Origin of the sequence: Pseudomonas aegrilactucae, assembly GCF_019168305.1 — a bacterium.
GTDB classification, from domain to species: Bacteria; Pseudomonadota; Gammaproteobacteria; order Pseudomonadales; family Pseudomonadaceae; genus Aquipseudomonas; species Aquipseudomonas aegrilactucae.
Map to the genome: position 1 here is coordinate 56749 of NZ_JAHTBI010000037.1, position 26751 is coordinate 83499.

21 protein-coding genes and 3 pseudogenes are annotated in these 26751 nt (G+C 65.4%); 16 read left to right on the forward strand and 8 right to left on the reverse strand.

All coding sequences use genetic code 11. From position 1 onward, the window contains the following. Nucleotides 1–82: 82 nt before the first annotated feature. The 6 genes from KUO17_RS11015 to KUO17_RS11040 all read left to right on the forward strand — a co-directional run bounded on the left by KUO17_RS11015 (nt 83) and on the right by KUO17_RS11040 (nt 7312). Nucleotides 83–2803 (forward strand): winged helix-turn-helix domain-containing protein, encoded by a 2721-nt coding sequence (locus KUO17_RS11015; RefSeq protein WP_217975594.1) that lies wholly within the window; start codon nt 83–85, stop codon nt 2801–2803. A gap of 266 nt (nt 2804–3069) precedes the next feature. Beyond that, nucleotides 3070–4677: a tetratricopeptide repeat-containing response regulator gene (locus KUO17_RS11020; protein ID WP_217975595.1), complete on the forward strand. Its 1608-nt coding sequence runs from the start codon at nt 3070–3072 to the stop codon at nt 4675–4677. After that, nucleotides 4674–5366 carry a sensor histidine kinase gene (locus KUO17_RS11025; RefSeq protein WP_217975596.1) on the forward strand — a complete coding sequence of 231 codons (693 nt, stop codon included), beginning with the start codon at nt 4674–4676 and terminating at the stop codon, nt 5364–5366. Before KUO17_RS11020 ends, KUO17_RS11025 begins: the two co-directional genes overlap by 4 nt. A 155-nt stretch (nt 5367–5521) precedes the next feature. Continuing rightward, a complete protein-coding gene (locus KUO17_RS11030) occupies nt 5522–5926 on the forward strand; it encodes a hypothetical protein (protein ID WP_217975597.1) in 405 nt (134 codons plus the stop codon). Nucleotides 5927–5981: 55 nt separating this feature from the next. Further along, a complete protein-coding gene (locus KUO17_RS11035) occupies nt 5982–6488 on the forward strand; it encodes a GNAT family N-acetyltransferase (protein WP_217975598.1) in 507 nt (168 codons plus the stop codon). 128 nt (nt 6489–6616) lie between these two features. Next, nucleotides 6617–7312, forward strand: a complete 696-nt coding sequence (locus tag KUO17_RS11040) for a YiaD family glycine zipper/OmpA-like lipoprotein (protein ID WP_217975599.1) — start codon at nt 6617–6619, stop codon at nt 7310–7312. Nucleotides 7313–7416: 104 nt separating this feature from the next. Here KUO17_RS11040 and KUO17_RS11045 read toward each other — a convergent pair whose 3' ends face one another. The 3 genes and pseudogenes from KUO17_RS11045 to KUO17_RS26625 form a co-directional block, all read right to left on the reverse strand. Further along, nucleotides 7417–8310, reverse strand: a complete 894-nt coding sequence (locus KUO17_RS11045) for an acyltransferase (protein WP_217975600.1) — start codon at nt 8308–8310, stop codon at nt 7417–7419. A gap of 2 nt (nt 8311–8312) precedes the next feature. Continuing rightward, a complete protein-coding gene (gene pta / locus KUO17_RS11050; RefSeq protein ID WP_217975601.1) occupies nt 8313–10409 on the reverse strand; it encodes a phosphate acetyltransferase in 2097 nt (698 codons plus the stop codon). A gap of 94 nt (nt 10410–10503) precedes the next feature. Continuing rightward, a pseudogene (locus tag KUO17_RS26625) lies at nt 10504–10635 on the reverse strand (DUF3565 domain-containing protein); the annotation flags it as partial. Between KUO17_RS26625 and KUO17_RS11055 the strand changes: the two are divergent. The 3 genes from KUO17_RS11055 (at nt 10604) to KUO17_RS11065 (ending at nt 12983) form a co-directional block, all read left to right on the forward strand. Continuing rightward, nucleotides 10604–11089 carry an FKBP-type peptidyl-prolyl cis-trans isomerase gene (locus KUO17_RS11055; protein ID WP_217975602.1) on the forward strand — a complete coding sequence of 162 codons (486 nt, stop codon included), beginning with the start codon at nt 10604–10606 and terminating at the stop codon, nt 11087–11089. The pseudogene KUO17_RS26625 and the gene KUO17_RS11055 sit on opposite strands and share 32 nt — an antisense overlap. A gap of 142 nt (nt 11090–11231) precedes the next feature. Further along, entirely contained in the window at nt 11232–11714 is a 483-nt protein-coding gene (locus tag KUO17_RS11060) for a glutathione peroxidase (protein ID WP_217975603.1), read from the forward strand. Nucleotides 11715–11879: 165 nt separating this feature from the next. Further along, the gene (locus tag KUO17_RS11065) at nt 11880–12983 is read left to right on the forward strand and encodes an NADH:flavin oxidoreductase (protein WP_217975604.1); all 1104 of its coding nucleotides are present in this window, start codon (nt 11880–11882) and stop codon (nt 12981–12983) included. Here KUO17_RS11065 and KUO17_RS11070 read toward each other — a convergent pair. Continuing rightward, nucleotides 12952–14169, reverse strand: coding sequence for a glycosyltransferase family 4 protein (locus KUO17_RS11070; RefSeq protein WP_217975605.1), 1218 nt, complete (start codon nt 14167–14169; stop codon nt 12952–12954). The genes KUO17_RS11065 and KUO17_RS11070 overlap by 32 nt on opposite strands. Nucleotides 14170–14434: 265 nt before the next feature. Here KUO17_RS11070 and KUO17_RS27150 point away from each other — a divergent pair. Both KUO17_RS27150 and KUO17_RS27155 read left to right on the forward strand, forming a co-directional pair. Beyond that, nucleotides 14435–15073 (forward strand): annotated as a pseudogene (locus KUO17_RS27150) (PAS domain-containing protein); the annotation flags it as partial. 228 nt (nt 15074–15301) lie between these two features. After that, a pseudogene (locus KUO17_RS27155) lies at nt 15302–15661 on the forward strand (methyl-accepting chemotaxis protein); the annotation flags it as partial. Nucleotides 15662–15706: 45 nt separating this feature from the next. Here KUO17_RS27155 and cysZ read toward each other — a convergent pair. After that, nucleotides 15707–16435 carry a sulfate transporter CysZ gene (cysZ, locus tag KUO17_RS11080; protein ID WP_217975607.1) on the reverse strand — a complete coding sequence of 243 codons (729 nt, stop codon included), beginning with the start codon at nt 16433–16435 and terminating at the stop codon, nt 15707–15709. 335 nt (nt 16436–16770) lie between these two features. Here cysZ and trxB point away from each other — a divergent pair, with 335 nt between their 5' ends. Next, entirely contained in the window at nt 16771–17733 is a 963-nt protein-coding gene (gene trxB / locus KUO17_RS11085; protein WP_217975608.1) for a thioredoxin-disulfide reductase, read from the forward strand. A 91-nt stretch (nt 17734–17824) separates the two neighbouring features. On the opposite strand, the gene nadC is transcribed toward trxB, so the two are convergent. Beyond that, entirely contained in the window at nt 17825–18673 is an 849-nt protein-coding gene (gene nadC / locus KUO17_RS11090; protein WP_217975609.1) for a carboxylating nicotinate-nucleotide diphosphorylase, read from the reverse strand. A 272-nt stretch (nt 18674–18945) separates the two neighbouring features. On the opposite strand from nadC, the gene KUO17_RS11095 reads away from it, so the two are divergent. The 4 genes from KUO17_RS11095 to KUO17_RS27160 all read left to right on the forward strand — a co-directional run bounded on the left by KUO17_RS11095 (nt 18946) and on the right by KUO17_RS27160 (nt 24820). After that, nucleotides 18946–21111 carry a DUF1631 domain-containing protein gene (locus KUO17_RS11095; protein WP_217975610.1) on the forward strand — a complete coding sequence of 722 codons (2166 nt, stop codon included), beginning with the start codon at nt 18946–18948 and terminating at the stop codon, nt 21109–21111. A gap of 127 nt (nt 21112–21238) precedes the next feature. Next, on the forward strand, nt 21239–21805 hold the full coding sequence (ampD, locus tag KUO17_RS11100; RefSeq protein ID WP_217975611.1) for a 1,6-anhydro-N-acetylmuramyl-L-alanine amidase AmpD: 567 nt from the start codon (nt 21239–21241) through the stop codon (nt 21803–21805). After that, the gene (ampE, locus tag KUO17_RS11105; protein ID WP_217975612.1) at nt 21802–22635 is read left to right on the forward strand and encodes a regulatory signaling modulator protein AmpE; all 834 of its coding nucleotides are present in this window, start codon (nt 21802–21804) and stop codon (nt 22633–22635) included. The genes ampD and ampE overlap by 4 nt, the downstream gene beginning before the upstream one ends. Before the next feature lie 1480 nt (nt 22636–24115). Beyond that, the gene (locus KUO17_RS27160) at nt 24116–24820 is read left to right on the forward strand and encodes a methyl-accepting chemotaxis protein (RefSeq protein ID WP_425274848.1); all 705 of its coding nucleotides are present in this window, start codon (nt 24116–24118) and stop codon (nt 24818–24820) included. Nucleotides 24821–24893: 73 nt separating this feature from the next. Here the strand turns inward: KUO17_RS27160 and KUO17_RS11115 are convergent, their stop codons facing one another. Together KUO17_RS11115 and cra are read right to left on the reverse strand one after the other, a co-directional pair. Beyond that, nucleotides 24894–25670, reverse strand: a complete 777-nt coding sequence (locus KUO17_RS11115) for a TatD family hydrolase (RefSeq protein ID WP_217975614.1) — start codon at nt 25668–25670, stop codon at nt 24894–24896. A 2-nt stretch (nt 25671–25672) separates the two neighbouring features. Continuing rightward, complete coding sequence (gene cra / locus KUO17_RS11120) at nt 25673–26668, reverse strand: catabolite repressor/activator (protein WP_217975615.1); 996 nt, start codon at nt 26666–26668, stop codon at nt 25673–25675. Between the last annotated feature and the right edge of the window lie 83 nt (nt 26669–26751).

Sequence of the window (26751 nt, forward strand, 5' to 3'; positions counted from 1 at the left end):
AATCATCTTCAAATGTGCCGCTTAAAGCGCTAGTCTCGGCGGGTCCGATCTGCCGAAGACTTTCCAACCAAACGAGCCGGCCATGACCGATCTGTCGCGTATGCAAGGGTTCGCCAGCCAGGCCGTGAGCGCTGTGGAGGGCCGTTTTTTCCGACCGCCACTGCCTGAGGGGCATGTGCCGCGCCCGCGTTTGTGCCAGCGCCTGCTGGCCGGGCTGGGTGGGCGCCTGTTGCTGGTGTCGGCGCCCGCCGGGTTCGGCAAGAGCTCGCTGGCGGTGGAATTCTGCCAGGCCCTGCCCAGCCAGTGGGGCAGCCTGTGGCTGGGGCTGAGCCCGCGCGACAACGATCCGGGGCGTTTTCTCGAGCGCCTGCTCGAAGGCCTGCAGCAGTTCTGCCCGGCACTCGGTGGCCAGGCCCTGGGCCTGCTCAAGATGCGCCAGCGCCACCAGCCCTTCGCCTTCGAAGAGTGGCTCGACAGCTTGCTCGACGAACTGGCCCTGCACCTGCAACCGCAGAACCCGCTGTTGCTGGTGCTCGACGACTATCACCTGGCCCAGGGCCCGGTGCTCGACCGCTGCCTGCAGTTCTTCCTCAATCACCTGCCGCCGGGGCTGGTGCTGCTGGTCACCAGCCGCCAGCGCCCGGACTGGCACCTGGCGCGCCTGCGGTTGTCGCAGCAACTGCTCGAACTCAACGAACAGGACCTGCGCCTGAGCCCCGAAGAATCCCTGGCCGTGCTTGGCCAGCACCCAGCGGCCCTGCGCGGCCAGGCCCTGGACAACCTCATCCAGCGCAGCGACGGCTGGGTCGCCGGCTTGCGTTTCTGGCTGCTGGCCTGCGCCGAGGCCGGCAGCGACAACGCCTTGCCGCAGGCCCTGCATGGCGGGGAAGGATTGATCCGCGACTACCTGCTGGAGGAGGTGATCGACTGCCTGCCGGGCGAGGTCCAGGCCTTTCTCTACGACACCGCCTGCCAGGAACGTTTTTGCGCCGAACTGTGCGACGCGCTGCGCGAAAACCATGACAGCGCACAGATCCTGCTCTACCTGCAAGCGCACCAGGTCTTTCTGGTACCGCTGGACGAGCATGGCCGCTGGTTTCGCTACCATCACCTGTTTTCCGATCTGCTGCGTACCCGCCAGGCCAGCCAACCGCTGGCCAGCCTGCATCTGCGCGCCTGTCGCTGGTTTCACGCGCAGGGGCTGCTCGATGAAGCGGTGGAGCAGGCGTTGCGCGCCGGTCACCTCGACGTGGCGGCCAACCTGGTGCAGAACCTCTCCGAAGAGCAGCTGCTGGCCGAACAGAACGTCGGCATGCTGCTGCGCTGGAAGATGGACCTGCCCGACAGCCTGCTGATCAGCACGCCACGCCTGATCGTGCTGTACAGCTGGGCACTGGGGCTGGCCTGTCAGCTGGATGCGGCCGAAGAGCTGGTCAGCCACCTCAGCCGCTTCCTGCCCGCCCCTTCGGCGACGGCGCAAAAGTCGATGCTGGCCCAGTGGCTGGCGTTGAGCGGGATCATCGCGCGCGGGCGTGGCGACCGCCTGCTGACGCGCTCCTACTGCCAGCAGGCGCTGCGCAGCCTGCCCAGAAAACGCTACGGTCAACGCCTGATGTGCCTGTCGACGCTGTCCAACCTGGCCATTGCCGAGGGCGACTTCTGGCACGCGCGTGGCTGGAACCGCGAAGCCCTTGAGCTGGCACGGCGGGTCGGCAACCCGCTGTTCGAGGCACTCACCCACTACGATCGCGCGCGTGTGCTGCATGCCCGTGGCGAGGTGCTGCGTGCCATGGAAGAGGTGCGCCAGGGCCTGCAGCGCCTGCAAGGGCTGTCGGCGCAACGGCTGTATGCCGTGCGTGCGCGCCTGACGCTGTACGAAGGCTACCTGCTGGTCACGCGCCTGCAGCCGCACGAGGGGCGACAGCGTCTGCGTGCCGGGTTGAGCGAGGCGCGGGCCTGTCGCGACATCAGTGTGCTGATCGGGCATTGCGCACTGGCTACGCTGGACGGGCGCGAGGGGCGGTTTACCGAAGCGTTCGGCGAGCTGGCCGAAGCCGAGCGGCTGATGCACATCTGGGATGTGCCGCCGGTGTTCTACCTGGCCATGATCACCCTGGTCAAATGCGAGCTGTGGCTGGCCCAGGGGCGCATGGACCTGGCCGAGTCGTGGCTGCTGCGCCTTGGCCAGACCTACGGTGGCGAACGCGCCGCCGCGGCCCCCGAGTTTCATCCATTGCTGCCCTTGCACATCGAGCTGCAGCAGGCGCTGCTGGAGCAGGCCCAGGGGCGAACGGTGCAGGCTGCCGAACGGCTGCAGGCGTTGACCGCTCGTGGGCGTACCAATGGTGGTCATCTGCTGTGTGTGACTGCGTTGTGTCAGCATCTGGGCCTGCTACTGGCCAACGGCGAGAGCGGCCCTGCGCGCCAGGTGCTGGCGCAGAGCCTGTGCGCTGCGCAAGGCGGTGTGCTGCAGCCGTTCCAGCCACTGCTGAGCGAGCATCCGGGCTGGATGCGCGAGCAGTTGCTGGGGCAGGCGGCCGGCCCGGCCCAGGCCCGCCTGCTCGAACTGCTGCCGGCGCCTGAGGTGCCAGACGCCTCGGTGGTCGGTATCGAGGCGCTGAGTGCCCGCGAAATGTCGGTGCTCACGCTGATTGCACAGGGCTGCTCGAACCAGCAGATCAGCGAGCAGTTGTTTATCTCGCTGCACACCGTCAAGACCCACGCCAGCCACATCAACAGCAAGCTGGGGGTCGAGCGCCGTACCCAGGCCGTGGCACGGGCCAAGTCACTTGGGTTGCTGTAGGCCTGCACGGGCGCGGGTATGGCGTTGAGCCATCATTTGTTATCCTGTCGCTGCACGGGATGCCACCGCTTTAACCGAATGGTCCAGGTGCCTCAAGCAAAGCACACGTGCTGCCGATAGCCTTTCGGGGGGCCCGCACCTGTGAGGTTGCTTGCCAAGCAAGGCGCACTGGCTATTATCGTCGCGCCGCAATGTGTCCTGAAGCCGAGCCTGTCCTTGTAGGCGTCTCTGCGCCTCTCTTCTTTCTTTCAAGTCAGGTTTTGTGGATGTTGGTGTACAGCCAAAAAAGCTTTCTGATCGTCGATGACTTCACCGACTTCCGCACGTCTGTGCGTTCGATGCTGCGTGAGATGGGTATCCGCGACGTGGACACCGCCGAGAGCGGTGAAACGGCGATTCGCATGTGCGGGCAGAAGCGCTACGACTTCATCCTGCACGACTTCCATATGGGCGACGGCAAGAAGAACGGTCAGCAGGTGCTCGAAGACCTGATGCTCGACAAGCTGATCAGCCACGAAGCGATCTTCGTCATGGTGACGGCCGAGAGCAGCCAGGCGGTGGTGCTCAGTGCCCTGGAGCACGAGCCGGATGCCTACCTGACCAAGCCGTTCAATCGCCTGGGCCTGACCCAGCGCCTGGACAAGCTGGTGCAGCGCAAGACCCTGCTCAAGCCGATCCTGCAGGCGCTGGACCGCGCCCGCCCGGCCGAAGTGCTGGTGGCCTGCGACAACCTGTGCAAGCAGGACCCGCGCTTCGCCCCGTTGTGCCTGCGTTACCGCGCCGATGCCCTGGGCGCGCTCAACCGGCATGAAGAACTGGAGCGGTTTCTCAAGGCGATCCTGGCCAACCGCCCCACGCCCTGGGCCTATTCGGCACTGGGCAAGCTGCTGTTCAAACGTGGCCAGGCCGCCCAGGCCAAGGAAATCTACGAGCAGGCGATCAAGGCCTTCTCGATGATGCCCGGCCTGTACGACGGCCTGGCCGAAGTGCTGGCCGCAGCCGGTGAAAATCGTCGCGCGCAGTCGGTACTCGAAGAGGCGGTGCGTCTGTCGCCCCTGGCGGTGCGCCGGCAGATGCAGCTGGGCAAGCTGGCGCTGGGCAATGCCGACTTCGATACCTCGTCGCGGGCCTACCGCCAGGCCGTCAGCCAGGGCCAGAATTCACGCTTCAAAGACCCCGAAAGCAACCTTGGCCTGGCCCAGGCACTGATCCAGAAGAATGCCGGCAACGGCCTGGATGCGCGCACCCGGGTGGAGCTCAACCAGGTGCTGGGCGATGTGGCCAAGGAGTACACCGACGACCAGGGGTTGCAGGTGCGGGCGCGCTTGATCAAGGCCACGGGCCTGGCCCAGGCTGGTGATGCCGAAACGGCGGCCAAGCTCACCGAGGCGGCTATCGCGCGCCTGGAGAACATGGACCAGTTCTTTTCGGCCGAGACCGCCCTGGCGGTGGCTGCGCAGTTGCAGCAACTGGGCCAGGAATCGGCCGGCGCCACCATCCTGAAGAACTGCGTGGAAGTCTATGGCGACGATGCGGCGGTGATGCAGAGCGTTGCCAAGCTGACCGACGACCCGACCATTCTGGGCGCCGGCAACGAAGCCGTGGACCTCAATCGACTGGGCGTGCGCAGCTACCAGGCCGGCCAGGTGGCCGAGGCGCTGGAGCAGTTCCGCCGCGGGTTGGCGCTACAACCCAAGAACATCAGCATTGCCTTGAACACGGCCCAGGCACTGTTGCGCATGGCGGGCGAAAACCCTTCCAGCGCCGCGTTGGAAGAGTGCCGCGCCTGCCTGGCCAAGGTGGCGGGCATGCCCAACACCGACCCGCGCTACGAGCGCTACCGAAAACTGCGTATCCGGGCGGTGGGATCATGAGTGGACGCGAGCCGGGGCTGGATTTTTCCACGGTTATCGCCTCCACCGTGCACGACATGAAGAACTCCCTGGCGCTGCTGATGCAGGCCCACAGCCAATGGCTGGCGCGCTTGCCGGCGGCGCAGGCGCAGGGCCCCGAGCAGGCCGTGGTGGAGCATGAGTTCGCCCACCTCAATGGCATGCTGGTGCAACTGCTGGGGCTGTACAAGCTCGGCGTCAACCAGTTGCCGATGTGTCCCGACTACCATGACCTGGACGATTTCATCGGTGGCCTGCTGGCGTCCAACCAGCCGATCATCGACAGCCGCGAGATCATCGCGCGCTATGAGGTGGATACGTTCAGCCCGTTGGGCTTCTTCGACCGCGAGCTGGTCGGCTCGGTCATCTCCAACGTCATCAACAACGCCATCCGCTATGCCGGGCACGCCTTGCTGATCACCGTGACCGAGGAGGGCGAGCAACTGGTGCTGAGTGTCAATGATGACGGCCCGGGTTATCCCCAGGTGATGATCGACCGCCAGGCCGACTACGTGCAGGGCATCAACCTGCACACCGGCAGCACAGGGCTGGGGTTGTACTTTGCCGAGCGCATCGCCGCGCTGCACGAGCGCGATGGCATTTGCGGACGCATCGAGATCGCCAACGGCGGTACGCTGGGCGGTGGGTTGTTCCGCTTGTACCTGCCCTGAACCGGGAACCCCGAGACCAACAGCGCGTCGCCGGCAGTGCACCATGGCGCAGGAGGCCAGCCTTGCTGGCGCCCCCCACACACGTCACCCAGTGCGTCACGGCACAAGGCATGCCATCATCCGGCGCTCGAACCGCCCAGGATGGCCTTGCATTCATGCTCCGAACCTCTCTGTTTACCCTTGCCCTGTTCTCTCTCCCGACACTCGCCCACGCCGCCCCGGCCGCCTCGGACAAAAGCTGCAGGGGCGACGATTATGTATGCCCGGACTGGATGCCGACCCAGGGGCAGGTACAGGCCGCAGTCGCCGAGCTTACCCGCAAGCTCCACGACAGCGGCCGCATGACATCGCCCATCAACACCCTGCGCGGCGTCGATGTCTCGACGGTGTCGTGCGGGTCCATGGGCTCTGACCGAGACTCGAATTTCGTCTGCGGTGGCCAAGCTACCCTGCGTGGCTACTTCTGGCAGGCCCATGTCGTGCAGTTCTCCTACACCCTGCAGTTGTCCGAATCGAACCGGTTCAGCGCCTACGTTCAAGGCGAATGGGTTGAGTTGTAAGGCGATTCATGGCTGACTGCGCGCTCTTTTTTACCGAACCGTCCAAGTGCACCCCATGAGCGAACTCACCGTCGAGCTGATCCAAACCGGCCCCGAGCATATCGAGCTGATCCGCAACCTGTACCAGTTCTACGCCTACGAGTCCTCTGACTGGGAGCAGGAAGACGTGGAGGCGGATGGCCGTTTCTACATCCATGACGAGCACCTGGCCCGTTACTGGCAAGCGCCGCAGTGGAGCGCCAACCTGATCCTGGTCGATGGCTACATTGCCGGTTTCCTGCTGGTCGAGCGCAGCGAACTGGCAGGTATCGAGGCGCTGGAGCTGGCTGACCTGTTCATCCTCAAGCGCTACCGGCGCAAGGGCATCGGCGGCGCGTTGGCGACCCAGGTGCTGATGAGCGCGGAGCACGACTGGCTGGTGCGCTTCTATGACCAGGATGAAACATCGCAGGCCTTCTGGCGCAGTGTGCTCGACAACCTGCCGCGCCCGGTGCAGGCGATCGAGCTGGATGACGAGCCGCAGTTGCTGACCTACCGCATCACACGGGCGGTGCTGCACTGATTCGATCGGGTGTGCCGAGTGATGGACTACAGTGGTGGGGAGGGAATTATTTGCGGCGGTCGTGTTCCAAGCCTGGCAGGGCACCGTAAGTGGCCCGCTGCACACACGAATTCTGTAGGAGCTTGTCCATGTTCACCATGCGTCGTTTGATTATCGTCGCCACAGCGGCTGCCGTGATGACCGGTTGTGCCGGCCAGAACCCTTATGACAATCAGGGGCAGGCGCAGCAAGGGTCCAGCGGGATGAGCAAAACCGTCAAGTACGGCGGCCTGGGTGCGCTGGCCGGTGCCGTTGCCGGCGCGGCCATCGACCACAACAACCGCGGCAAGGGGGCACTGATCGGTGCGGCGGCCGTGGGCGCCGCTGCGGCGGGCTACGGTTACTACGCCGACCGGCAGGAAAAGGCACTGCGTGAAAGCATGGCCAACACCGGTGTAGAAGTGCAGCGTGAGGGCGACCAGATCAAGCTGATCATGCCGGGCAATATCACCTTCGCCACCGATTCGGCGAACATCGCGCCCAGTTTCTATTCGCCGCTGAACAACCTGGCGAACTCGTTCAAGCAGTACAACCAGAACACCATCGAAGTGGTGGGCTTCACCGACAGCACCGGCAGCCGTCAGCACAACATGGACCTGTCCCAGCGTCGTGCGCAGGCGGTGGTGACCTACCTTACCTCGCAGGGTGTTGACGGTTCGCGGGTGAGTGCCCGTGGCCTGGGCCCGGATCAGCCGATCGCGAGCAATGCCGATGCCAACGGGCGGGCGCAGAACCGTCGCGTCGAGGTGAACCTCAAGCCGATTCCCGGCCAGCAATACCAGTAATACAGAAGCTTCGCTGGCAAGCCAGCTCCCACAGGGTTCTGCAGTGCTCACAAAACCCTGTGGAGCTGGCTTGCCAGCGAAGGGCTGCAACGCAGCCCCGAGGCTCACCGCTGGCGCATCTTCTCCAGCACAACGTCCTTCTCTTCCCACAACCGGTTGATCCACTGCTGGAACGCCAGCCGGTAGGTCTCGTCCTGGTCATAGCTGCGCCCCAGAAACGCCTCGGGGATCGCCAGTTCCTCCACCTGCACCACGATCTGCGTCACGCGCCCACACAGCAAGTCCCAGAACCCGGGATTGCCTTGCGGGTAGTGAAGGGTCACGTTGACGATCGACTCCAGCTGTTCCCCCATCGCATCCAGCACGAACGCGATCCCGCCCGCCTTGGGCTTGAGCAGGTGCCGGAACGGCGAGCCCTGCTCGGCATGCTTGGCCGGGGTGAAGCGCGTACCCTCGGCAAAATTGAAGATGGCCGTGGGCTTGCCGCGGAACTTCGCGCAGGTGCGGCGGGTGGTTTCCAGGTCCTTGCCTTGCTTTTCCGGGTGCCTGGCCAGGTACGCCTTGGAGTAGCGCTTCATGAACGGAAAGCCCAGCGCCCACCAGGCCAGGCCGATCACCGGCACCCAGATCAGCACCTGCTTGAGAAAGAACTTCAACGGCCGGATGCGCCGGTTGAGCACGTACTGCAGCACCAGGATATCCACCCAGCTCTGGTGGTTGCTGGTCACCAGATAGCTGTGCTGGTAATCCAGCCCGGCCAGCCCGTCGACCTGCCAGCGGGTAGTGCCGAGCAGGTTCATCCAGCCCTTGTTGTTGCTGATCCAGGCTTCGTGGATATGGCGCATCAGCTCATCGGTCACACGCTGCGCCGCCGCGAACGGCAGGCACAGCTTGAACAGGCTGACGATGAACAATGGGGTGCAGCAGACGAGGGTGTTCAGCGCCAGCAGCAGCGAGGCAATCACCCCGCGCAGCGGCGCGGGCAAACAGGCGAGCATGGTCAGTTATCCCGCGAACGGTTGGCCTGAATCGCAGTCAGGGCAATGGTGTAGACGATATCGTCGACCTGGGCACCGCGCGGCAGGTCGTTGACCGGCTTGCGCAGGCCTTGCAGCATCGGCCCCAGGCTCACGCAATCGGCGCTGCGCTGCACGGCCTTGTGCGTGGTGTTGCCGGTGTTCAGGTCGGGGAACACGAACACCGTGGCACGCCCGGCCACCGGGCTGTTGGGCGCCAGCTGGCGGGCGATGTCCTGATTGGCGGCGGCGTCGTACTGCAACGGGCCGTCGATCTGCAGGCCGCGCTGGGTTTCCTGGGCCAGCAGGGTGGCCTCGCGGACTTTCTCCACCTCTTCGCCGGTGGCCGAATCGCCGCTGGAATAACTGATCATCGCCACCCGCGGGGTGATGCCGAAGGCCTGCGCCGAGTCGGCGCTCTGCAGCGCGATTTCGGCCAGTTCGCCGGCGCTGGGGTGCGGGTTCATCACGCAGTCGCCGTACACCAGCACCTGTTCGGGGAACAGCATGAAGAATACCGACGACACCAGGCTGCAGCCCGGCGCCGTCTTGATCAGTTGCAAGGCCGGGCGGATGGTATTGGCGGTGGAGTGCACCAGCCCCGAGACCAGGCCGTCGACTTCGTCCAGCGCCAGCATCATGGTGCCGATCACCACCGGGTCTTCCAGTTGCTGTTCGGCCATTGGCGCGTTCAGGCTCTTGCTCTTGCGCAGGTTGACCATGGGTTCGACGTAGCGCTCGCGGATCAGGTCCGGGTCGAGGATCTCCAGGCCTTCGGGCAGGCTGATGCCCTGGGCGCGGGCGACCGCCTGCACGTCTTCGGGCTTGGCCAGCAGCACGCAGCGGGCGATGCCGCGGGCCTGGCAGATGGCGGCCGCCTGCACGGTCATGGGCTCGGCGCCCTCGGGCAGCACGATGCGCTTGTTGGCCTGCTGGGCGCGCTGGATCAACTGATAACGGAACACCGCCGGCGACAGGCGCATTTCACGCGGGGTGCCGCAGCGCAGGTTGAGCCAGTCGGCATCCAGGTGGCTGGCGACGAAGTCGGTGATGATTTCCGCGCGCTCGCGGTCATCCACCGGGATCTCCTTGTTCAGCTGGTTCAACTGGTTGGCGGTGTCGTAGGAACCGGTGCTCACCGACAGCACCGGCAGGCCGGCCAGCAGGGCGCCCTGGCACAGCTCGAGGATGCGCGGGTCGGGCTTGCTGTCGCTGGTCAGCAGCAGGCCGGCCAGCGGCACGCCGTTGATCGCCGCCAGGCTCACCGCGAGGATGATGTCGTCGCGGTCGCCCGGGGTCACCACCAGCGTGCCGGGCTTGAGCAGCGGCACGGTGTTGGCCACGGTACGTGCGCAGAGGATGATCTTGTTCATGCGCCGGGTTTCATAGTCGCCGGCGTTGAGCACCTGGGCGCCCAGCAGCTCGGCCACGTCGCGGGTGCGTGGGTCGTTCAGGCCGGCCTGGAACGGGATGCAGCCGAGCAGGCGGAACTCGCCGCTGCGCAGCAACGGCGAATGCTCCTGCAGGCGGCTGGCGAAGGCGTCCATCGGCTCGTCGCTGCGCACCTTGTTGAGAATCACCCCCAGCACTTTGGGGTCACGCGGGCCGCCGAACAGCTGCGCCTGCAACTCCACACGGCCGGACAGCTCGGCCAGCACGTCGTTTTCCGGCGCCGACACCAGGATCACCTCGGCGTCCAGGCTCTTGGCCAGGTGCAGGTTGACCCGCGCGGCATAGCTGGCATGGCGGGTTGGCACCATGCCTTCGACCACCAGCACGTCCTTGCCGATGCAGGCCTGCTGGTAGAGGGTGATGATCTGCTCGAGCAGTTCGTCCAACTGCCCATCGCCCAGCATGCGCTCGACGTGCGCCAGGCTTAGCGGCTGCGGCGGCTTGAGGCCGTGTGTGCGCGCGACCAGTTCGGTGGAGCGCTCCGGGCCGGTATCGCCGGGGTGCGGCTGGGCGATCGGCTTGAAGAAGCCGACCTTCAGCCCGGCGCGCTCCAGGGTACGCACCAGGCCCAGGCTGATGGAGGTCAGGCCGACACCGAAGTCGGTCGGCGCGATGAAAAATGTCTGCATGCGAGCTTCTCGAAGTGAGCTGTTGCAAAAGAATCAAGTGCCAAGGGTATCGCTATCGACCCCCTGAGCGCACCCGCTGGCAGTAAAAGGCAGGTGCGGCGGATGCGTTCCGTTTGTCCGGGTTGCGTTCGCTTTCGGGCGATGCGTTGGTTACACTTGCTCGTTCTACATTCTTATGCAAAAGGTCTCGCCCCATGCCGATCGCCGCCAACAAGGCTGTCTCCATCGACTATACCCTGACCAACGACGCTGGTGAGGTCATCGATAGCTCCAACGGCGGCGCGCCGCTGGTTTACCTGCACGGTGCAGGCAACATCATTCCAGGCCTGGAAAAAGCCCTGGAAGGCAAAGACGCCGGCGCTGAGCTGGACGTCGCCATCGAGCCGGAAGACGCCTACGGCGAATACCTGGCCGAGCTGGTCAGCACCCTGAACCGCAGCATGTTCGAAGGCGTCGACACGCTGGAAGTGGGCATGCAGTTCCACGCTTCCGCGCCCGATGGCCAGATGCAGATCGTGACCATCCGTGACCTGGACGGCGATGACGTGACCGTCGACGGCAACCACCCACTGGCTGGCCAGCGCCTGAACTTCAAGGTCAAGGTCGTGGCGGTACGTGATGCCAGCGAAGAAGAAATCGCCCATGGCCACGTGCATGGCGAAGGTGGCCATCAGCACTGATTTTCTGCGCTAAGCTCAGAGAGTCGCTAAGGCGCCCGGGCAAGTCCGTCGTGTTCTCCCAGGAGGCAGACGGCTTGGACGGGCGCTTTTTTAGTGGGCTGAATTCGTTGCACCAGCCGGGAACGCAAAAGGGGAGTTCGTCATGAGTGCATTTCACGACCTGAAGCTGCAGGCCCTCGACGGCCAGGAGCTGCCATTGGCGCCGTTCAAGGGCCAGGTAGTGCTGGTGGTCAATGTGGCCTCCAAGTGCGGCCTGACGCCACAGTACGCGGCGCTGGAAAATCTCTATCAGCAGTACAAGGACCAGGGCTTCAGTGTACTGGGCTTGCCGTGCAACCAGTTTGCCGGGCAGGAGCCTGGCAGCGAGCAGGATATTGCCGCGTTCTGCAGTCAGACCTACGGAGTGAGTTTCCCGTTGGGTGGCAAGCTGGAGGTCAACGGCCCTGACCGGCACCAGCTGTACCGCTTGCTGGCCGGTGAAGGCGCCGAGTTCCCCGGGGACATCACCTGGAACTTCGAGAAGTTCCTGGTGGGCAAGGACGGTCGGGTGCTGGCGCGGTTCTCGCCGCGTACGGCGCCGGATGATGCCACGGTGGTGCAGGCGATCGAAAAAGCCCTGGCCTGATGGGCCCCATCGCCGGCAAGGCCGGCTCCTGCAATGGCTGCACAGTCGTCTGCAGGAGCCGGCCTTGCCGGCGAAAAATCCACCCCGATCACCGCTATCAATAGTAGTGGGGTCGCCGACAATCCCGCCCTATGCTCAGGCGCCATTCCTCCAAAGGAGCGCCGCATGCCCGCCCAAACCCTGTTCACCCCCTTTACCCTGGGCGCCCTCGAGCTGCCGACCCGCGTGGTCATGGCGCCGATGACCCGTACCTTCTGCCCCGGCGGCGTGCCCCACGCGCAGGTGGTCGAGTACTACCGGCGCCGCGCCGCCGCCGATGTCGGCCTGATCATCACCGAAGGCACCACCGTCGACCACCCGGCCGCCAACGGCTACCCCAACGTGCCGCGCTTCCATGGCGCCGATGCCCTGGCCGGGTGGAAGCAGGTGGTGGATGCGGTGCACGCCGAGGGGGGCAAGATCGTGCCGCAGCTGTGGCATGTGGGCAATGTGCGACGCCTGGGCACCGAGCCGGACGCCAGCGTGCCGGGCTACGGCCCGAGTGAAAAACGCAAGGACGGCCAGGTGGCGGTGCACGGCATGACCCACGCCGACATCCGCCAGGTGATCGACGCCTTCGCCCGGGCCGCCCGCGACGCCCAGGCCATCGGCATGGACGGCGTCGAGATCCACGGTGCCCACGGCTACCTGATCGACCAGTTCTTCTGGGCTGCCAGCAACCAGCGCAGCGACGAATACGGCGGCGACCTGGCCGGGCGCTCGCGCTTTGCCATCGAGCTGATCCAGGCCGTGCGCGCCGCCGTAGGGCCCGACTTCCCGATCATTTTCCGCTTTTCACAATGGAAGCAGCAGGACTACAGCGCCCGCCTGGTCGACAACGCCGAGGCGCTGGGGGCGTTCCTGCAGCCGTTGGCCGCAGCCGGGGTAGATATCTTCCACTGCTCGACACGCCGCTTCTGGGAGCCCGAGTTCGACGGCAGCGACCTCAACCTGGCCGGCTGGACGCGCCTGCTCACTGGCAAGCCGACCATCACCGTGGGCAGCGTCGGCTTGGACGGCGAGTTTCTGCAGTTCATGGTCGACACCGACAAGGTGGCGCAACCGGCCAGCCTGGAGCACCTGTTGCAACGCCTGGGCAACCAGGAGTTCGACCTGGTGGCGGTGGGCCGTGCGTTGCTGGTGGATGCGCAATGGGCGACCAAGGTGCGCCAGGGGCGCGAGCAGGACATCCTGGCGTTCAGCCGCGCGGCGCTGACGAGCCTGGCTTGACCTGCAGCGCGGGGTCGGCGCGGCGCGGCTGAGGCGCTGGCGCCGCCTGGCAGGCACTGCGCAGGTGCGCCTCGAACTGCTCGACGATGGCCGGCCAGCCCTGGCGGCTGGCATGCTGGCGGGCATTCAGGCGCACCCGGCGCAGGGTTTCGCTGTCTTCCAGCAGCCAACTGGCGGCATCGATGAACGCCTCGCTGTCGCCTGGCATCGCCAGTGCGCCACTGTGCCCATGGCGAATATGCTGGGCCGCCGCGGCTTCGTCGTAGGCCACCACGCCCAGCCCCGAGGCCAACGCTTCGAGCACCACGTTGCCGAAGGTTTCGGTCAGGCTCGGGAACAGAAAGATATCCCCCGAGGCATAGTGTTCGGCCAACGACTCGCCACGCTGCAGGCCGCAGAACACGGTATCGGGCAACTGCTGCTGGAGCGTGCCGCGTTGCGGGCCGTCACCCACCACGACCAGGCGGATGGTGCGCGCAGGGTAGGCTTGGCGCAGCGCCAACAGGCATTGTCCGAGCAGGCCGAGGTTCTTTTCCGCCGCGAGCCGCCCCACATGCAGCAGCGCGATATCGTCATTGCCCAGGCCCCAGGCCTGGCGTAGCGCGGGGTTGCGTCGTGCCGGATTGAACAGGCCGCTGTCGACCCCGCGTGCCAGCAGGGTCAGGCGTTCGAAGCCGCGCCGCTGCAGCTCCACGCGCTGGCTGATGCTGGGCACCAGGGTGCTGTGGCAGCGGTGGTGGAACCCGCGCAGGTAATGGGTGACCAGGCGTGTCATCAGGCCGAAGCCGTACTGGCTGGAGTACTGCTGGAAGTTGGTGTGGAACCCGCTGACCACGGCAATCCCGAGGCGCCGTGCGGCGCGCAGGGCGCTCAGGCCCAGCGGGCCTTCGGTGGCGATGTACAGCACGTGCGGCCGCTCGCGGCGCCAGCGCCGCAGCAGCTTGTGCATCGACACCTGGCCCCACTGCAGGCCGGGGTAGCCGGGCAGCGGCCAGCCACGGCACAGCAGCAGGTCGGCGTCGTGCGCCGCGCTGCTGTCGCCGGCCTGGCGCGGGCGCACCAGCTCCACGCGATGCCCGCGCAGGCGCAGGCCCTCGCAGAGGCGGCCGAGGGTATTGGCCACGCCATTGATTTCCGGTGGGAAGGTTTCGCTGATCAGGGTGATGTGCAGGCTGGGGCTGGTCATGGGCTGATGTTCCGGTGCGCCGGTTGCGCTCATATGACCGCCGGATGACGGATTCGTGACGCCTGATCACCGGCGCCTGCGCCGCCTGAAAATATGCCGGTGAAGCGGCTCAAGATTGTCCGGCAATCTGCCGATGCAGAGGCATTCGAAACAGGCTTGCGCTCCAGGAGCGGTAATGTTCAACAGCAAACTGAAACAAGAGAATGTCCGGCTGCGTGAAGAGCTGCTGTCCATGGAGCAAGTCAAATGCAGCCTCGACAGCGAGATGCTGGTGCTGCAACTCGATCCCCAGGGGCGCATCGAGTCGGTCAACGGCAACTTCGAGAAAGAGATGCTCTATTCCAGCCAGCAGTTGCTGGGGCGCAACATCGAAGACATCGTGCCGGCGCATGTGAAGCCCCTCGATTTCTATAAACGCATGAAGCAGGCCCTCAGCCGTGGCGAGCACCTCAACGGCGCATTCCGGCTGCTGCGTGGCGATGGCGAAGAGGCCTGGCTGCGCTCGATCCTGCAGCCGGTGAAAAATGCCGAGGGCCGCCTCAAGTACTTCACCCTGCACTCCAGCGACCTGACCCGCACCATCGCCACCTCGCGCGAGCACGAAAGCCTGATCAAGGCCCTGATGCGCTCCACGGCGGTGATCGAGTTCAACCTCAATGGCGAAGTACTGACGGCCAACGATCGTTTCCTGCACACCATGGGCTACTCGCTGGAGCAGGTGCGCGGCAAGCACCACCGCCTGTTCTGCGAGCCTGAAGAGTACAACTCGGCGGCCTACCAGCAGTTCTGGGACAAGCTGCGCCGGGGCGAATTCGTGGCCGAGCGCTTCAAGCGCATCGACGCCCACGGGCGTGTGGTGTGGCTGGAGGCGTCCTACAACCCGATCATCGATGCCCATGACGTGCTGTACAAGGTGGTCAAGTTCGCCACCGTGATCACCGAGCAGGTCAACCAGGAAGCGGCCGTGGCGCATGCCGCGGACATCGCCTACACCACGTCCCTGGACACCGATGCCAGTGCGCGCAAGGCGACTGCGGTGGTGACCCAGAGTGTCGAGGTGATGCGCGGCCTGGAGACCTGCATGCAAGAGGCTGCCGAAGGCATCGAGGCGCTCGACAAGCAGTCGCAGGTGATCGGTTCGATCATCAAGACCATCAGCGACATCGCCGGGCAGACCAACCTGCTGGCACTCAACGCGGCGATCGAGGCGGCACGCGCCGGCGAGCAGGGGCGCGGTTTTGCCGTGGTGGCAGACGAGGTACGCCAACTGGCCTCGCGCACCAGCACCGCCACCGAGGAGATTGCCCGGGTGGTGCAGCAGAACGCCCAGCTGGCCAAGGCCGCGGTCGACATCATCGACAACAGCAAGCGCCAGGCCGAGCAGGGCTTGTCGCTGGCAGGCGAGACCGGCACCGTGATCGTCGAGATTCAGGATGGGGCGAAGAAAGTGGTGGACGCGGTGGGTCAGTTCTCCAACCAGCTGACGTCCTGACCCCTCGCGGGCGGCAGCATTGCGCCGCCGCCCGCGTGCACACCGTCAGGCGCGCTCGCGCACCCAGAACAGTGTTGCACCGGCCACCGCTGCCGGCATCATCAGGATGTTGAGGAACGGGATCAGCAGCACCAGGTACACCGAGCCGCCAAAGCCCAGGCTCTGCCAGCGCTTGGCGCGCAGCCAGGCGAGCATGTCCTGCCAGCTCAGCTTGTTGTTGTCCGCCGGGTAGTCGATGTACTGGATGGCCATCATCCAGATACCGAACAGCAGCCACAGCGGTGCGGCGATGATGTTCACCACCGGGATCCACGACAGGATGAACAGTGCCAGTGCACGCGGGGCGAAGTAGCCCAGCTTGCGCAGCTCACGGCTCAGGGTGCGTGGCACCATGGCGGTCAGTTCGGCCCAGCTGAAGGCGGGGAAGGGATCGTTGCCACGTACCACCACTTCGACTTTTTCGGACAGGAACCCGTTGAACGGCGCGGCGATGACGTTGGCCAGCAGGGTGAAGGTAAAGAACACCATCAACCCCACCAGCACCACGAACAGCGGCCACAGCAGGTAGTTGAGGGCGCTCAGCCAGCTGGGCAGGGTGGGCATCAGGGTGTCGACCCACAGGCTGAACTGGTGGCCGGCAAAATAGATCAGGCCCACGAACAGCAGCAGGTTGACCGCCAGCGGCAGCAGCACGAACAACCGCAGGCCAGGGCTGAGGATCAGCTTCAGGCCTTCGCGCAGGTACTGAGGGCCGGAAAGGACAGGGGCTTGCATAAAACGCTCCGAGCGGTGGTAAACGCGCCGACCTTACCGAGTTTGAGCCAGCGGTGAAAGCGCGGCGGAAAATGAGCAACGGGCGGTAACAAATCCCTGGCAGTGCATTTCATAGGTAAAGTGGCGCCAGGCCAGGGCATGGATAGAGCTCGTCTATAAGGTGGATTGTCTAAGGATATTTCCTTAATCTCTGCCCCCTCGATACAGTCACACCCATTACGGTTTTCAGAACCTGCGGCCATAAGCCTTCCCCAAGTGCTTCGCGGGTTCTTTTTTATTCCAGCCGGTGCGCCGGGCGTCACGACGCTGGCGCGCCCGTTCGACAGGAGAGAGTCATGTCTGAAGTACGTCATTCGCGGGTGATCATTCTCGGTTCCGGCCCTGCCGGTTACAGCGCCGCCGTGTACGCGGCCCGTGCCAACCTCAAGCCGCTGCTGATCACCGGCATGCAGGCTGGCGGCCAGCTGACCACCACCACCGAAGTCGACAACTGGCCGGGCGACCCGCACGGCTTGACCGGCCCGGCCCTGATGCAGCGCATGCAGGAACACGCCGAGCGTTTCGAGACCGAAGTGGTGTTCGACCACGTCAACGCCGTCGACCTGGCCAGCAAGCCGTTTACCCTCAAGGGCGACAACGCGACCTACACCTGTGACGCACTGATCATCGCCACCGGCGCCAGCGCCCGCTACCTGGGCCTGCCTTCGGAAGAAGCGTTCATGGGCAAGGGCGTTTCGGCCTGCGCAACCTGCGACGGTTTCTTCTACCGCAACAAGCCGGTGGCCGTGGTCGGTGGTGGCAACACCGCTGTAGAAGAAGCCCTGTACCTGGCCAACATCGCCAGCAAGGTGACCCTGGTGCACCGTCGCGAGACCTTCCGCGCCGAGAAGATCCTGATCGACAAGCTCAACGCGCGTGTGGCCGAAGGCAAGATCGAGCTCAAGCTCAACGCCACCCTCGACGAAGTGCTGGGTGACAACATGGGCGTGACCGGTGCGCGCCTGAAGAACAACGACGGCAGCTTCGACGAAGTGAAGGTCGACGGCGTGTTCATCGCCATCGGCCACACCCCGAACACCTCGCTGTTCGAAGGCCAGCTGACCTTGAAGGACGGTTACATGGTGGTCAATGGCGGGCGTGAGGGCAATGCCACCGCCACCAACATCGAAGGCGTGTTCGCCGCTGGCGACGTGGCCGACCACGTGTATCGCCAGGCGATCACCTCGGCCGGTGCCGGCTGCATGGCGGCGCTGGATGTGGAGCGTTACCTGGACGGCCTGCAGAACGCTTCGTTCTGACGGCGGCTTAGGGCTGCCTGGCAGCCCTTCGCTGGCAAGCCAGCTCCCACAAGGGCAGCGATGATCCCTGTGGGGCTTGCCAGCGAAGCGCTTAAAGGCTCAAGCGCATCGACAGGTCCACCGCCTTCACGTCCTTGGTCATCGCACCAATCGAGATGTAGTCCACCCCCGTCTGGGCAATCACCCGCAACGTGCTTTCGTTGACCCCGCCGCTGGCCTCAAGCTTCGCTTTGCCCGCATTCAGGCGTACCGCCTCGCGCATTTCATCCAGGCTCAATTCGTCGAGCATGACGATATCGGCACCGGCCTGCAGCGCTTCACGCAGTTCATCCAGGCTTTCCACTTCGACTTCCACCGGCTTGCCGGGGGCAATGCGTCGTGCCGCCGTGATCGCCTGGGCGATGCCGCCACTGGCAGCGATGTGGTTTTCCTTGATCAGGAAGGCGTCATACAGGCCGATGCGGTGGTTGTGGCAACCGCCGCAGGTCACCGCGTACTTCTGCGCCAGGCGCAGGCCCGGCAAGGTCTTGCGGGTATCGAGCAGCTTGACCTGGGTGTCGGCCACCAGGTCTGCCAGGTGTTGCGCATGGGTGGCCACCCCCGACAGCAGCTGCAGGAAGTTCAGCGCGCTGCGCTCGCCGGTCAGCAGCGAGCGCGCCGGGCCTTCCAGGTGGAACAGTGCCTGATTGGCCTTGGCCCGTTCACCGTCGCTGACCTGCCAGTGCACCGCCACCCGGGGGTCGAGTTGCCGAAATACCGCATCCACCCAGGCCGTGCCGCTGACGATGCAGTCATCGCGGGTAATGATGGTGGCCTTGGCCAGACGTTCAGCCGGGATCAACTGGGCAGTGATGTCGCCGCTGCCCACGTCTTCGAGCAACGCGCGGCGCACATTGGCTTCGATTTCGGCAGTCAGGTCGGCAAGGCGTAAATTCGGCATGGTGGGCTCCACAAGCTAAGTGGCCGGGATTATAGGGCAGGCCGGGGCGCCGATGCAGCAAGCACTGCCACGGCTGTCGGCATTGCACCTTTGGTCGGCAGGAATTGAGCTTTTCAGGTGGGCGAAGGTCTATCTCAAGGCCTGCGGAAATGTACTGCACAGTTCGCTGGCAGGACGCGCGGTTTTGCCAGATAATGCGCGCCTTGTAATTGGCGTCATGTCTTTGACAGCCCTTTCACTTATTCGCTGCACAACCCTGCAAGGAGACCGGGATGCCCAACGACGGCAAAGTGGTGCCGTTCAAGGCGGCCGCCGACCAGGCGTCAGCCACGCCCGCGGCGCGCTTGCCGGTCATCCTTCTGCAGGTGCGCGACAAGGCCGCGCAACATTTGCGCCAGGCCTTGCAGGGCCTGTTCGACAACGCTGACGACACCCTGTTCGAGATGGCCGACACGGCCCCCGACAACCTCCAGCAGAGCCTGTTCTTCGAAGCCATGCGCGACCTGCGCCTCAAGCGCAAGAGCATCGAGCGCGCATTTCTGGACCTCTTCTACGAAGCGTTCATCGATATCGTCGGCCACAACCCGGCGGCATCCCTGACGCGTACTACCCGCGGTTATGACCAGCTGGCGCTGGTGGCCCACGATGCGCGCGAGCGTGGCGCGGCGGTCGAGGCGATGGTGGGCCGTGTACTGGCACGCGACGGCTTTGCCCTGGGCCAGCTGACCCTGCGCTTCAACAGCCTGATCAGCCTGCGCCTGGACGATCGCGCCAACCCACTGGGCCCGGCGCTGCTCTGTGAGTACTTCCTGCAGGCCGGGCGCAGCCTGGGCGTGGGCATCAAGGTCAAGCTGATCCTGCTCAAGTTGTTCGAGCGCTATGTGCTCAGCGAGGCCGGGCAGTTGTACGGCGAAGCCAACCAGCTGCTGAGCGCCACCGGCATCCTTCCCGAACTCAAGAGTGTGCACAGCCGCCGCGCGGCGCAGCCTGCGCCGGCCAACGTGGTGCACCCGGCCAGCCAGGGGGCGCGGCACGCCCCGGCCATGGCCGACGCGGGGGTGCAGGCAGCGTTCGCCTCGCTGCAGGCATTGCTGTGGCCGGTGCGCGGGCGCGTGGCGCCACGCCTGGAACTCAGTGGCGGGGTGCACCTGCTCAGCAGCCATGACCTGCTGCGCCTGCTGTCGCATCTGCAGCAGTTCGTGCCGGCGGCGGGCGAGGTGCAGGATTTCGACCTGCGTCACCAGCTCGAGCAGTTACTGACCCGGGTCAGCGTGCAAAGTGGCAAGTGCCGCAAGGTCGAAGGCGGCGACGAGGATGTGATCAACCTGATCGCCATGCTGTTCGAGTACATGCTCGCCGACCGCAATCTGCCGTATTCCCTGCGCCAGCTGATTGCACGCCTGCAGATCCCCATGCTCAAGGTGGCGATGCTCGACAAGAGCTTCTTCAGCCGAGCCACCCACCCGGCCCGGCGCCTGCTCGACGAGATCGGCGCGGCGGCGATGGGCTGGGGCGCGCGTGACGACTGCCAACGCGACGAACTGTACGTACGCGTGGAGGCGATCGTGCAGCGTTTGCTCAGCGAGTTTGCCGACGACCCGCAGATATTTGCCGAGCTGCTGGCGGAGTTTCTGGCGTTCAATGCCGATGAGCGGCGCCGCACCGAGTTGCTCGAACAACGCACCCGCGATGCCGAAGAGGGCCGCGCGCGCACGGTGCTGGCGCGCCAGCAGGTTCAGCACGAGCTCAATCGACGCCTGCTGGGCAAGCGCCTGCCGCACGCTGTGGTGCGGGTGCTGGAGCAGGCCTGGAGCCAGGTGCTGCTGCTGGCCTGCCTCAAGCATGGCGAGGGGGCGACGCAGTGGCAGCAAGCCCTGGCCACCATGGACGCGTTGCTCTGGAGTGTAGAACCGCATACCGGCGCCGAGGCGCGCGAGCGGCTGCTGGCGCAGGTGCCGGGCCTGCTCAAGGCGCTGCGCGAGGGGCTGACGGCGGTGGCGTTCGACCCGTTTGCCACCAGCGAATTCTTTGCTCAGCTTGAGGCCCTGCACCTGCAGGCACTGGAGGCGCCGGTGGAGCGGGTGCTGGTGCGTGCCCCGATCACCTTGCTGGGGCCCGAGCCGGTACAGGTCGGGGGGCTGGCGGCGTGCCTTGCCGACGATGACCCGGCGTTGTTGCAGGTGCGCGGGCTGCGCCCCGGCGCCTGGATCGAGTTGCGCGACGAGGGTGAGCCTGTGCGGGGCAAGCTGATTGCCGTGATGCAGAGCACCGACAGCTACGTGTTCGTCGACCGTACCGGGCGCAAGTTGCGTGAGTGGTCGTCGGCGGCGCTGGCCATGGCGTTGCGCCAGGGCGAGGTGCGCATGCTGGATGCCAGCCTGCTGTTCGAACGGGCCCTGGGCTCGGTGGTCAGCCAGCTGCGCAAGCGTCAACCGTAGGGCCTGCCTTGTCGACGAAGCGGCCAGAGGCTGCAACACAACCGGCCCGCTCCGACACTTTTTAACGATGCATCCGCCCGCCCCTCGGGGCATACTCGACCCGAGCCCTCATGCTTCAGGATTTTCTATGCAACTGGACCACGCTACTGGCTGGGTCGCTGGTGTCACCCATTGTCCGTCCCCCAATTTCAATGCGCGCCCTGAAGGCGAAGCGATCAGCCTGCTGGTGATCCACAACATCAGCCTGCCGCCCGCGCAGTTCGGTACGGGCAAGGTTCAGCAGTTCTTCCAGAACTGCCTGCCCACGCAGGAACACCCATTTTTCGAAGAGATCGAGCACCTGCGCGTGTCGGCGCATTTCTTCATCGAGCGTGACGGCAAGGTCACCCAGTTTGTCTCTTGTCTGGACCGCGCCTGGCACGCGGGCGTGTCGTGTTTCGACGGACGTGAGGGGTGCAACGATTTTTCCCTCGGCATCGAGCTTGAAGGCACTGATCAACTGCCGTTCACAGACGCCCAGTACACTGCCTTGCAGCAGTTGACCCGACAGTTGCAGGGCGCCTGGCCGACGCTCGACCAAGGGCATATCCGCGGCCACAGCGATATCGCGCCGGGGCGCAAGACCGACCCGGGGCCGGCGTTCGACTGGGCGCGTTACCACGCCGGTGTGCAGGATTTGGAGGACAGAGCATGAGTTTTCTGGTGTTACTGCTGGTGTTGTGGGTCGAGAAGTTCTCGGCCTTGCGCCAGCGCGTGCAGCGCGACGGTTTCTTCCTGACGGAACTGCTGCGCCTGGAACGCAACGGCAAGACTGACCCCTGGTGGGTGCTGGCTGTGCTGGTGCTGCTGCCGGTGGCGGTGCTGGCATTGCTGCTGCATGTGCTGGAGCCGGTGGCCTACGGCCTGCTGGCCCTGCCGATCCACCTGCTGGTGGTGGTCTACAGCCTGGGGCGGGGCGATGCCAAGGCGGCGCTGGGGCCGTTTCGCGATGCCTGGCGTCGGGGCGACGAGCAGGCGGCGGTACACGTGGCCGAGCGCGATCTGGGGGTGAGTGCCGATGACGCCCAGCAATTGCTGGGCAAGGTTCAGGGCCACCTGCTGTGGCACGCCTACCAGAGCTTCTTTGCGGTGATCTTCTGGTACAGCCTGCTGGGCCCTGCGGCCGCGCTGGCCTATCGGCTGCTGGCCCTGACTGCCGAGCAGTCACACAACGCGGCGGTGCAGGAGCGCGCCCGGCAGTTGCGCCATGCCTTCGACTGGGCGCCGGTGCGCGTGCTGGCGGCAAGCTTTGCGTTGGTCGGCAACTTCGTCGCACTCAGCCGGGTGATGCTCAACGAGCTGCTCAACTGGAACATCGGCGCCGCGCGCCTGGTGGAGCAGGCGGGTAATGCCGCCGCTGAAATTCCTGCTCACCTGGAGGCCGGCCCTGACGGCCTGGCCGGCCTGGACAGCCTGTGGGAACTGCTGCTGCGCTCGGCGGTGCTGTGGTACGCCGGCCTTGCGCTATGGACCGTGCTTGGCTGACGCACAAGGTTTAACCGGGCTGCCGCAATGGCGGCCCGCTCCTAGGCACGGTTAACCTTAAGTTACAAAACTCCCTTTCGATATGCGCTATACAGGTGCAACTGACGGTTGCCAGTGGCCCAGTGCCATTGTGCGCAGAACAATAAGAAATCGAAGGAGACGACACGTGAAGCGCCTCTTGTACCCTGCCATCGCGCTGATGAACCGCTTGAGCTTCGGCATGAAATTCAGCCTGATCAGCGTTTTGTTTTTCCTGCCCATGCTGGTCACCAACTTCTACCTGGTGCGTGACGCCTATGCCAAGTTCCATGCCACCCAGGTCGAGCTGCACAGCCTCGACCTGTTGGCTGGCAGCCTGGCGTTGCGTGGCGACCTGGAGACACTGGGCAACCTGGTGCAGATCAATGCGGTGCTGGGGCAGTCGGGCAAGGCCGAGGATGTCGAGGTGCGTATCACGGCGCTGGAACAACAGGCTGTCGAGCGCTTGAGCGGCCTGGCCCCAGTGAGTATCGATGAGGTGCAGGCCCAGGCTTTTCTGGCCAGGCGCGACGAGCTGCTCAGCGGTTTCAAGGCGGCCCAGGCCGAGCGCTCATTGCAGGCCAGGGCGGCGTTGTACGACGCACTGCTGGCCCAGGCGCAGTTGCTGAGCCGGCTGGTGGCGAGCCAGGCGGGCCTGAGCCAGGACAGTGACAGCAACGTGCGTCAGATGGCAGAACTGTTGACTGCGGTGACCGCGCAGGTTACCCAGACCCTCGGTGAAGGCCGCGCCATGGGCGCCTACTCGCTAGGGCAGGGGTTTCTCAACTCGTCGGCCAGTACACGCTTCGAAGACCTGCTGCAAAAGCTCGACACGTTGTCCGCCGATTACGCCATCCGGCTGCAGGACGCGCTGGGCCATGAGCCGCGCCTGGCCGCTCAGGCTGCCAGCAGCCTGGCCTCGCTCAAGCAGGCCAGCGAGCTGTTCGAGACCCAAGTGGTGGTGGCCGAAACGCTGGATGCGCCCTGGCCGGCGTTCTATCAACAGGTCAGCGACCTGATCGAGCAGACCTATCAGCTCGACCGCGCCACCCTTGCATCGCTCGACCAGCAATTGCAGGCGCGCCTGGCCGCCTACCGTCAGCACATGGTGTTTCTGGTGGTGGCGCTGGGCGCAGTGTTCCTGCTGATCGTCTACCTCTATGGCGGTTTCTATGCCTCTACCCGCAGCACCCTGAGCCGGCTTGGGGCGGTGATGGACAAGGTGGCTGGCGGTGACATGACGGTGACCTTCCAGGCCCACAGCCGTGATGAGCTGGGCGAACTGGGGCGGGTATTCAATGCCACGGTGCGGCGCATTCACGACCTGATCGAGCGGGTTGGGGTGACGGTGGCCGACGTCGAGCACCAGGCCGAGCAGGTGCATGGGGTGTCGGCGCGCACTACCCAGGCAGTCAATGGCCAGCGCGGCCAGATCGAGCAGGTGGCCACGGCCATGAACCAGATGTCGGCCACTGCCCAGGAGGTGGCGCGCAGCGCCGCGGCGGCGGTCAGCAGTGCGCAGGGGGTCAATCGCGAGACGCTGAGCGGGCGTGAGCTGGTGCAGTCGCAGCAGGGCAGCATTGCTGGCCTGGCGGCCGAGATCGATCAGTCGGTGGTGGTGATCAACCAGCTGGCCAGTGATAGCCAGGCGATCAGCCAGGTGCTGGAGGTCATCCGCAGTATTGCCGGGCAGACCAACCTGCTGGCGCTCAATGCCGCCATCGAGGCGGCGCGCGCGGGTGAGCAGGGGCGTGGTTTTGCGGTGGTGGCCGACGAAGTGCGTACCCTGGCCAAGCGTACCCAGCAGTCGACCGAGCAGATCGACCAGATGATTTCGCAATTGCAGGGTGGGGTGGGGGCGGCGGTGCGTGCGATGGACAGCAGCCATCAGTTGGCGGCGGGCACGGTGAGCCAGTCGCAGCAGGTGCAGCAGGCGCTGGCGAACATTCTTGGGGCGGTAGACAGCATCGTGGAGCAGAACCAGCAGATTGCGGCGGCGGTCGAGCAGCAGACGGCGGTGGCGCATGACATCGACCAGAACATCGTGCAGATCAACCGTGCGGCCGAGCACACGACGCAGGGTGCGCACCAGACCGAGGATGCCAGCCGGCAGTTGTCGGCGCAGGTGGTGGCGTTGAAGCAGCTGATCGGGGCGTTCAGGGTGTGAGGGTGCAAGAGCGCCATGGTGATCTGTTGCGCTGTCCCTGCAGGAGCCGGCCTTGCCGGCGAAGCGGCCAGCACTACCAGCCAAACACCTCACAGGCATTGCGCGTACTCGCCTCGGCCAGCGCCTCGAGCTCAACGCCCATCACCTCGGCCAAGGCCTGCGCAATCTGCGGCAGGTGCACCGGGCTGTTGCGCACCCCGGCATGCATCACCGGCGCCATGTCCGGTGCATCCGTCTCCAGTACCACACTCTCCAGCCCCAGGCGCGCCAGCACCTTGCGCAGGCGCAGCGCCTGCGGCCAGGTCGCCGCGCCCCCAAGCCCCAGCTTGAAGCCAAGCTTCTGGTACTCGCGCGCCTCCTCGAAACTGCCGGCGAACGCATGGATGATGCCGCCGCGGGCCAGCCTGTAGCGCTTGAGCCGTGCAATCACGTCGGCATGGCTACGCCGTACATGCAGCAGCGCCGGCAGGTCGAGATCCATCGCCAGCTGCAGCTGCGCCTCGAACAGCGCCTGCTGACGCTCGCGGTCCAGCTCGGCCACGTAGTAGTCCAGGCCGAACTCGCCCACCGCACACAGCTGCCGGTCACCGCGCCGGCGGCTGAGCCAGTCGCCCAGCTCGCGCACATGCTCGGCACGATGCTGCTCCAGGTACACCGGGTGCAGCCCAAACGCCGCGTACAACTGCGGCTGGCGCGTGACCAGGTCCCACACCCGCTGCCAGTTGCACCGGTCCACCCCCAGCACCACCATGCGCTCCACCCCGGCCTGGCGCGCCTGCGCCAGTACCTCGTCGCGGTCGGCGTCGAAGTCGGGAAAGTCCAGGTGGGTGTGGGTATCGACCAGGCGCATGCTCAGCCCTTGAAGATCCGCTGCTTGAAGGTGCGCGCCACCGCGTGCACGCCGGGTGCGTACTCTTGCTTCTCCACTGCCGCCAACGCCAGGCGCAAGGCCGTCTGGGCCATCAGCCCATGCTGCTGGGCCATGGCATTGACCGGCAAGGGCAGGAAGTCCAGCAGTTGGGTATCGCCAAAGGTACCCAGGTGCAGGCTGCGCGAATCTGCCGGGCGCGTCTGCAGCACGTCGAACACCCCTTGCAGCAGCACGTAGGAGGTGGTGATCAGGGCATCGGGCAGGCGCCCGAGTTCGGCCAGCAGTTCGCTCATCAGGCGCCGCCCGCATTCACGGCTGAACGCTTCGCCCTGGTGCTGGCTGGCGCGCCCGCCAAAGCCCTGCAAGGCCTGGTCGAAGCCGCAGGCGCGGGCACGGCTGACGCTCAGTTCCGGGCGCGCACCGATCAGCGCGATATGCGCGGGCTGGGTGTCGAGCAGGCTGCGGGTCAACTGCAGGCTGGCGTGCTCGTCGTCGCTGAGCACCGAGCAGAACTGCGCCGGGTCCAGGCTGCGGTCGATGCCGATGATCGGCAGGCCCTTGGCCTGCAACTGGCGGTAGCTGTCATCGTCTTCAGGCAGGCAACTGGCGACGAACAGCGCATCGCAGCGCCGCGCCTTGAACAGCTGCTGCAACTGGCGCTCGCTGTCGGGCTGGTCATCGCTGCTGGCGATCAGCAACTGGTAACCCTGGGCACGGGCGCCTTGCTCCAGCTGCTTGGCGATGCGCGCATAGCTGGGGTTCTCGAGGTCGGGCAGGATAAAGCCCAGGGTACGCGTATGCCGGCTGCGCAGCCCGGCCGCCTGGGGGTTGGGCGTGAAGCCATGCGCCTCGACCACCGCGCGCACGCGCTCGACCGTGGTGGTGCTGATACGTTGCTGTTCGGCCTTGCCATTGATGACATAGCTGGCCGTGGTGACGGAGACACCGGCCAGACGGGCAATATCGCTGAGTTTCACCGCATTTTCCTTGTTATTACCGGGGCTGACTGCAGAGCCTGGCCGGGCATTGTGGCCGATTCGAAAGCGTCGGCGCAGACGAC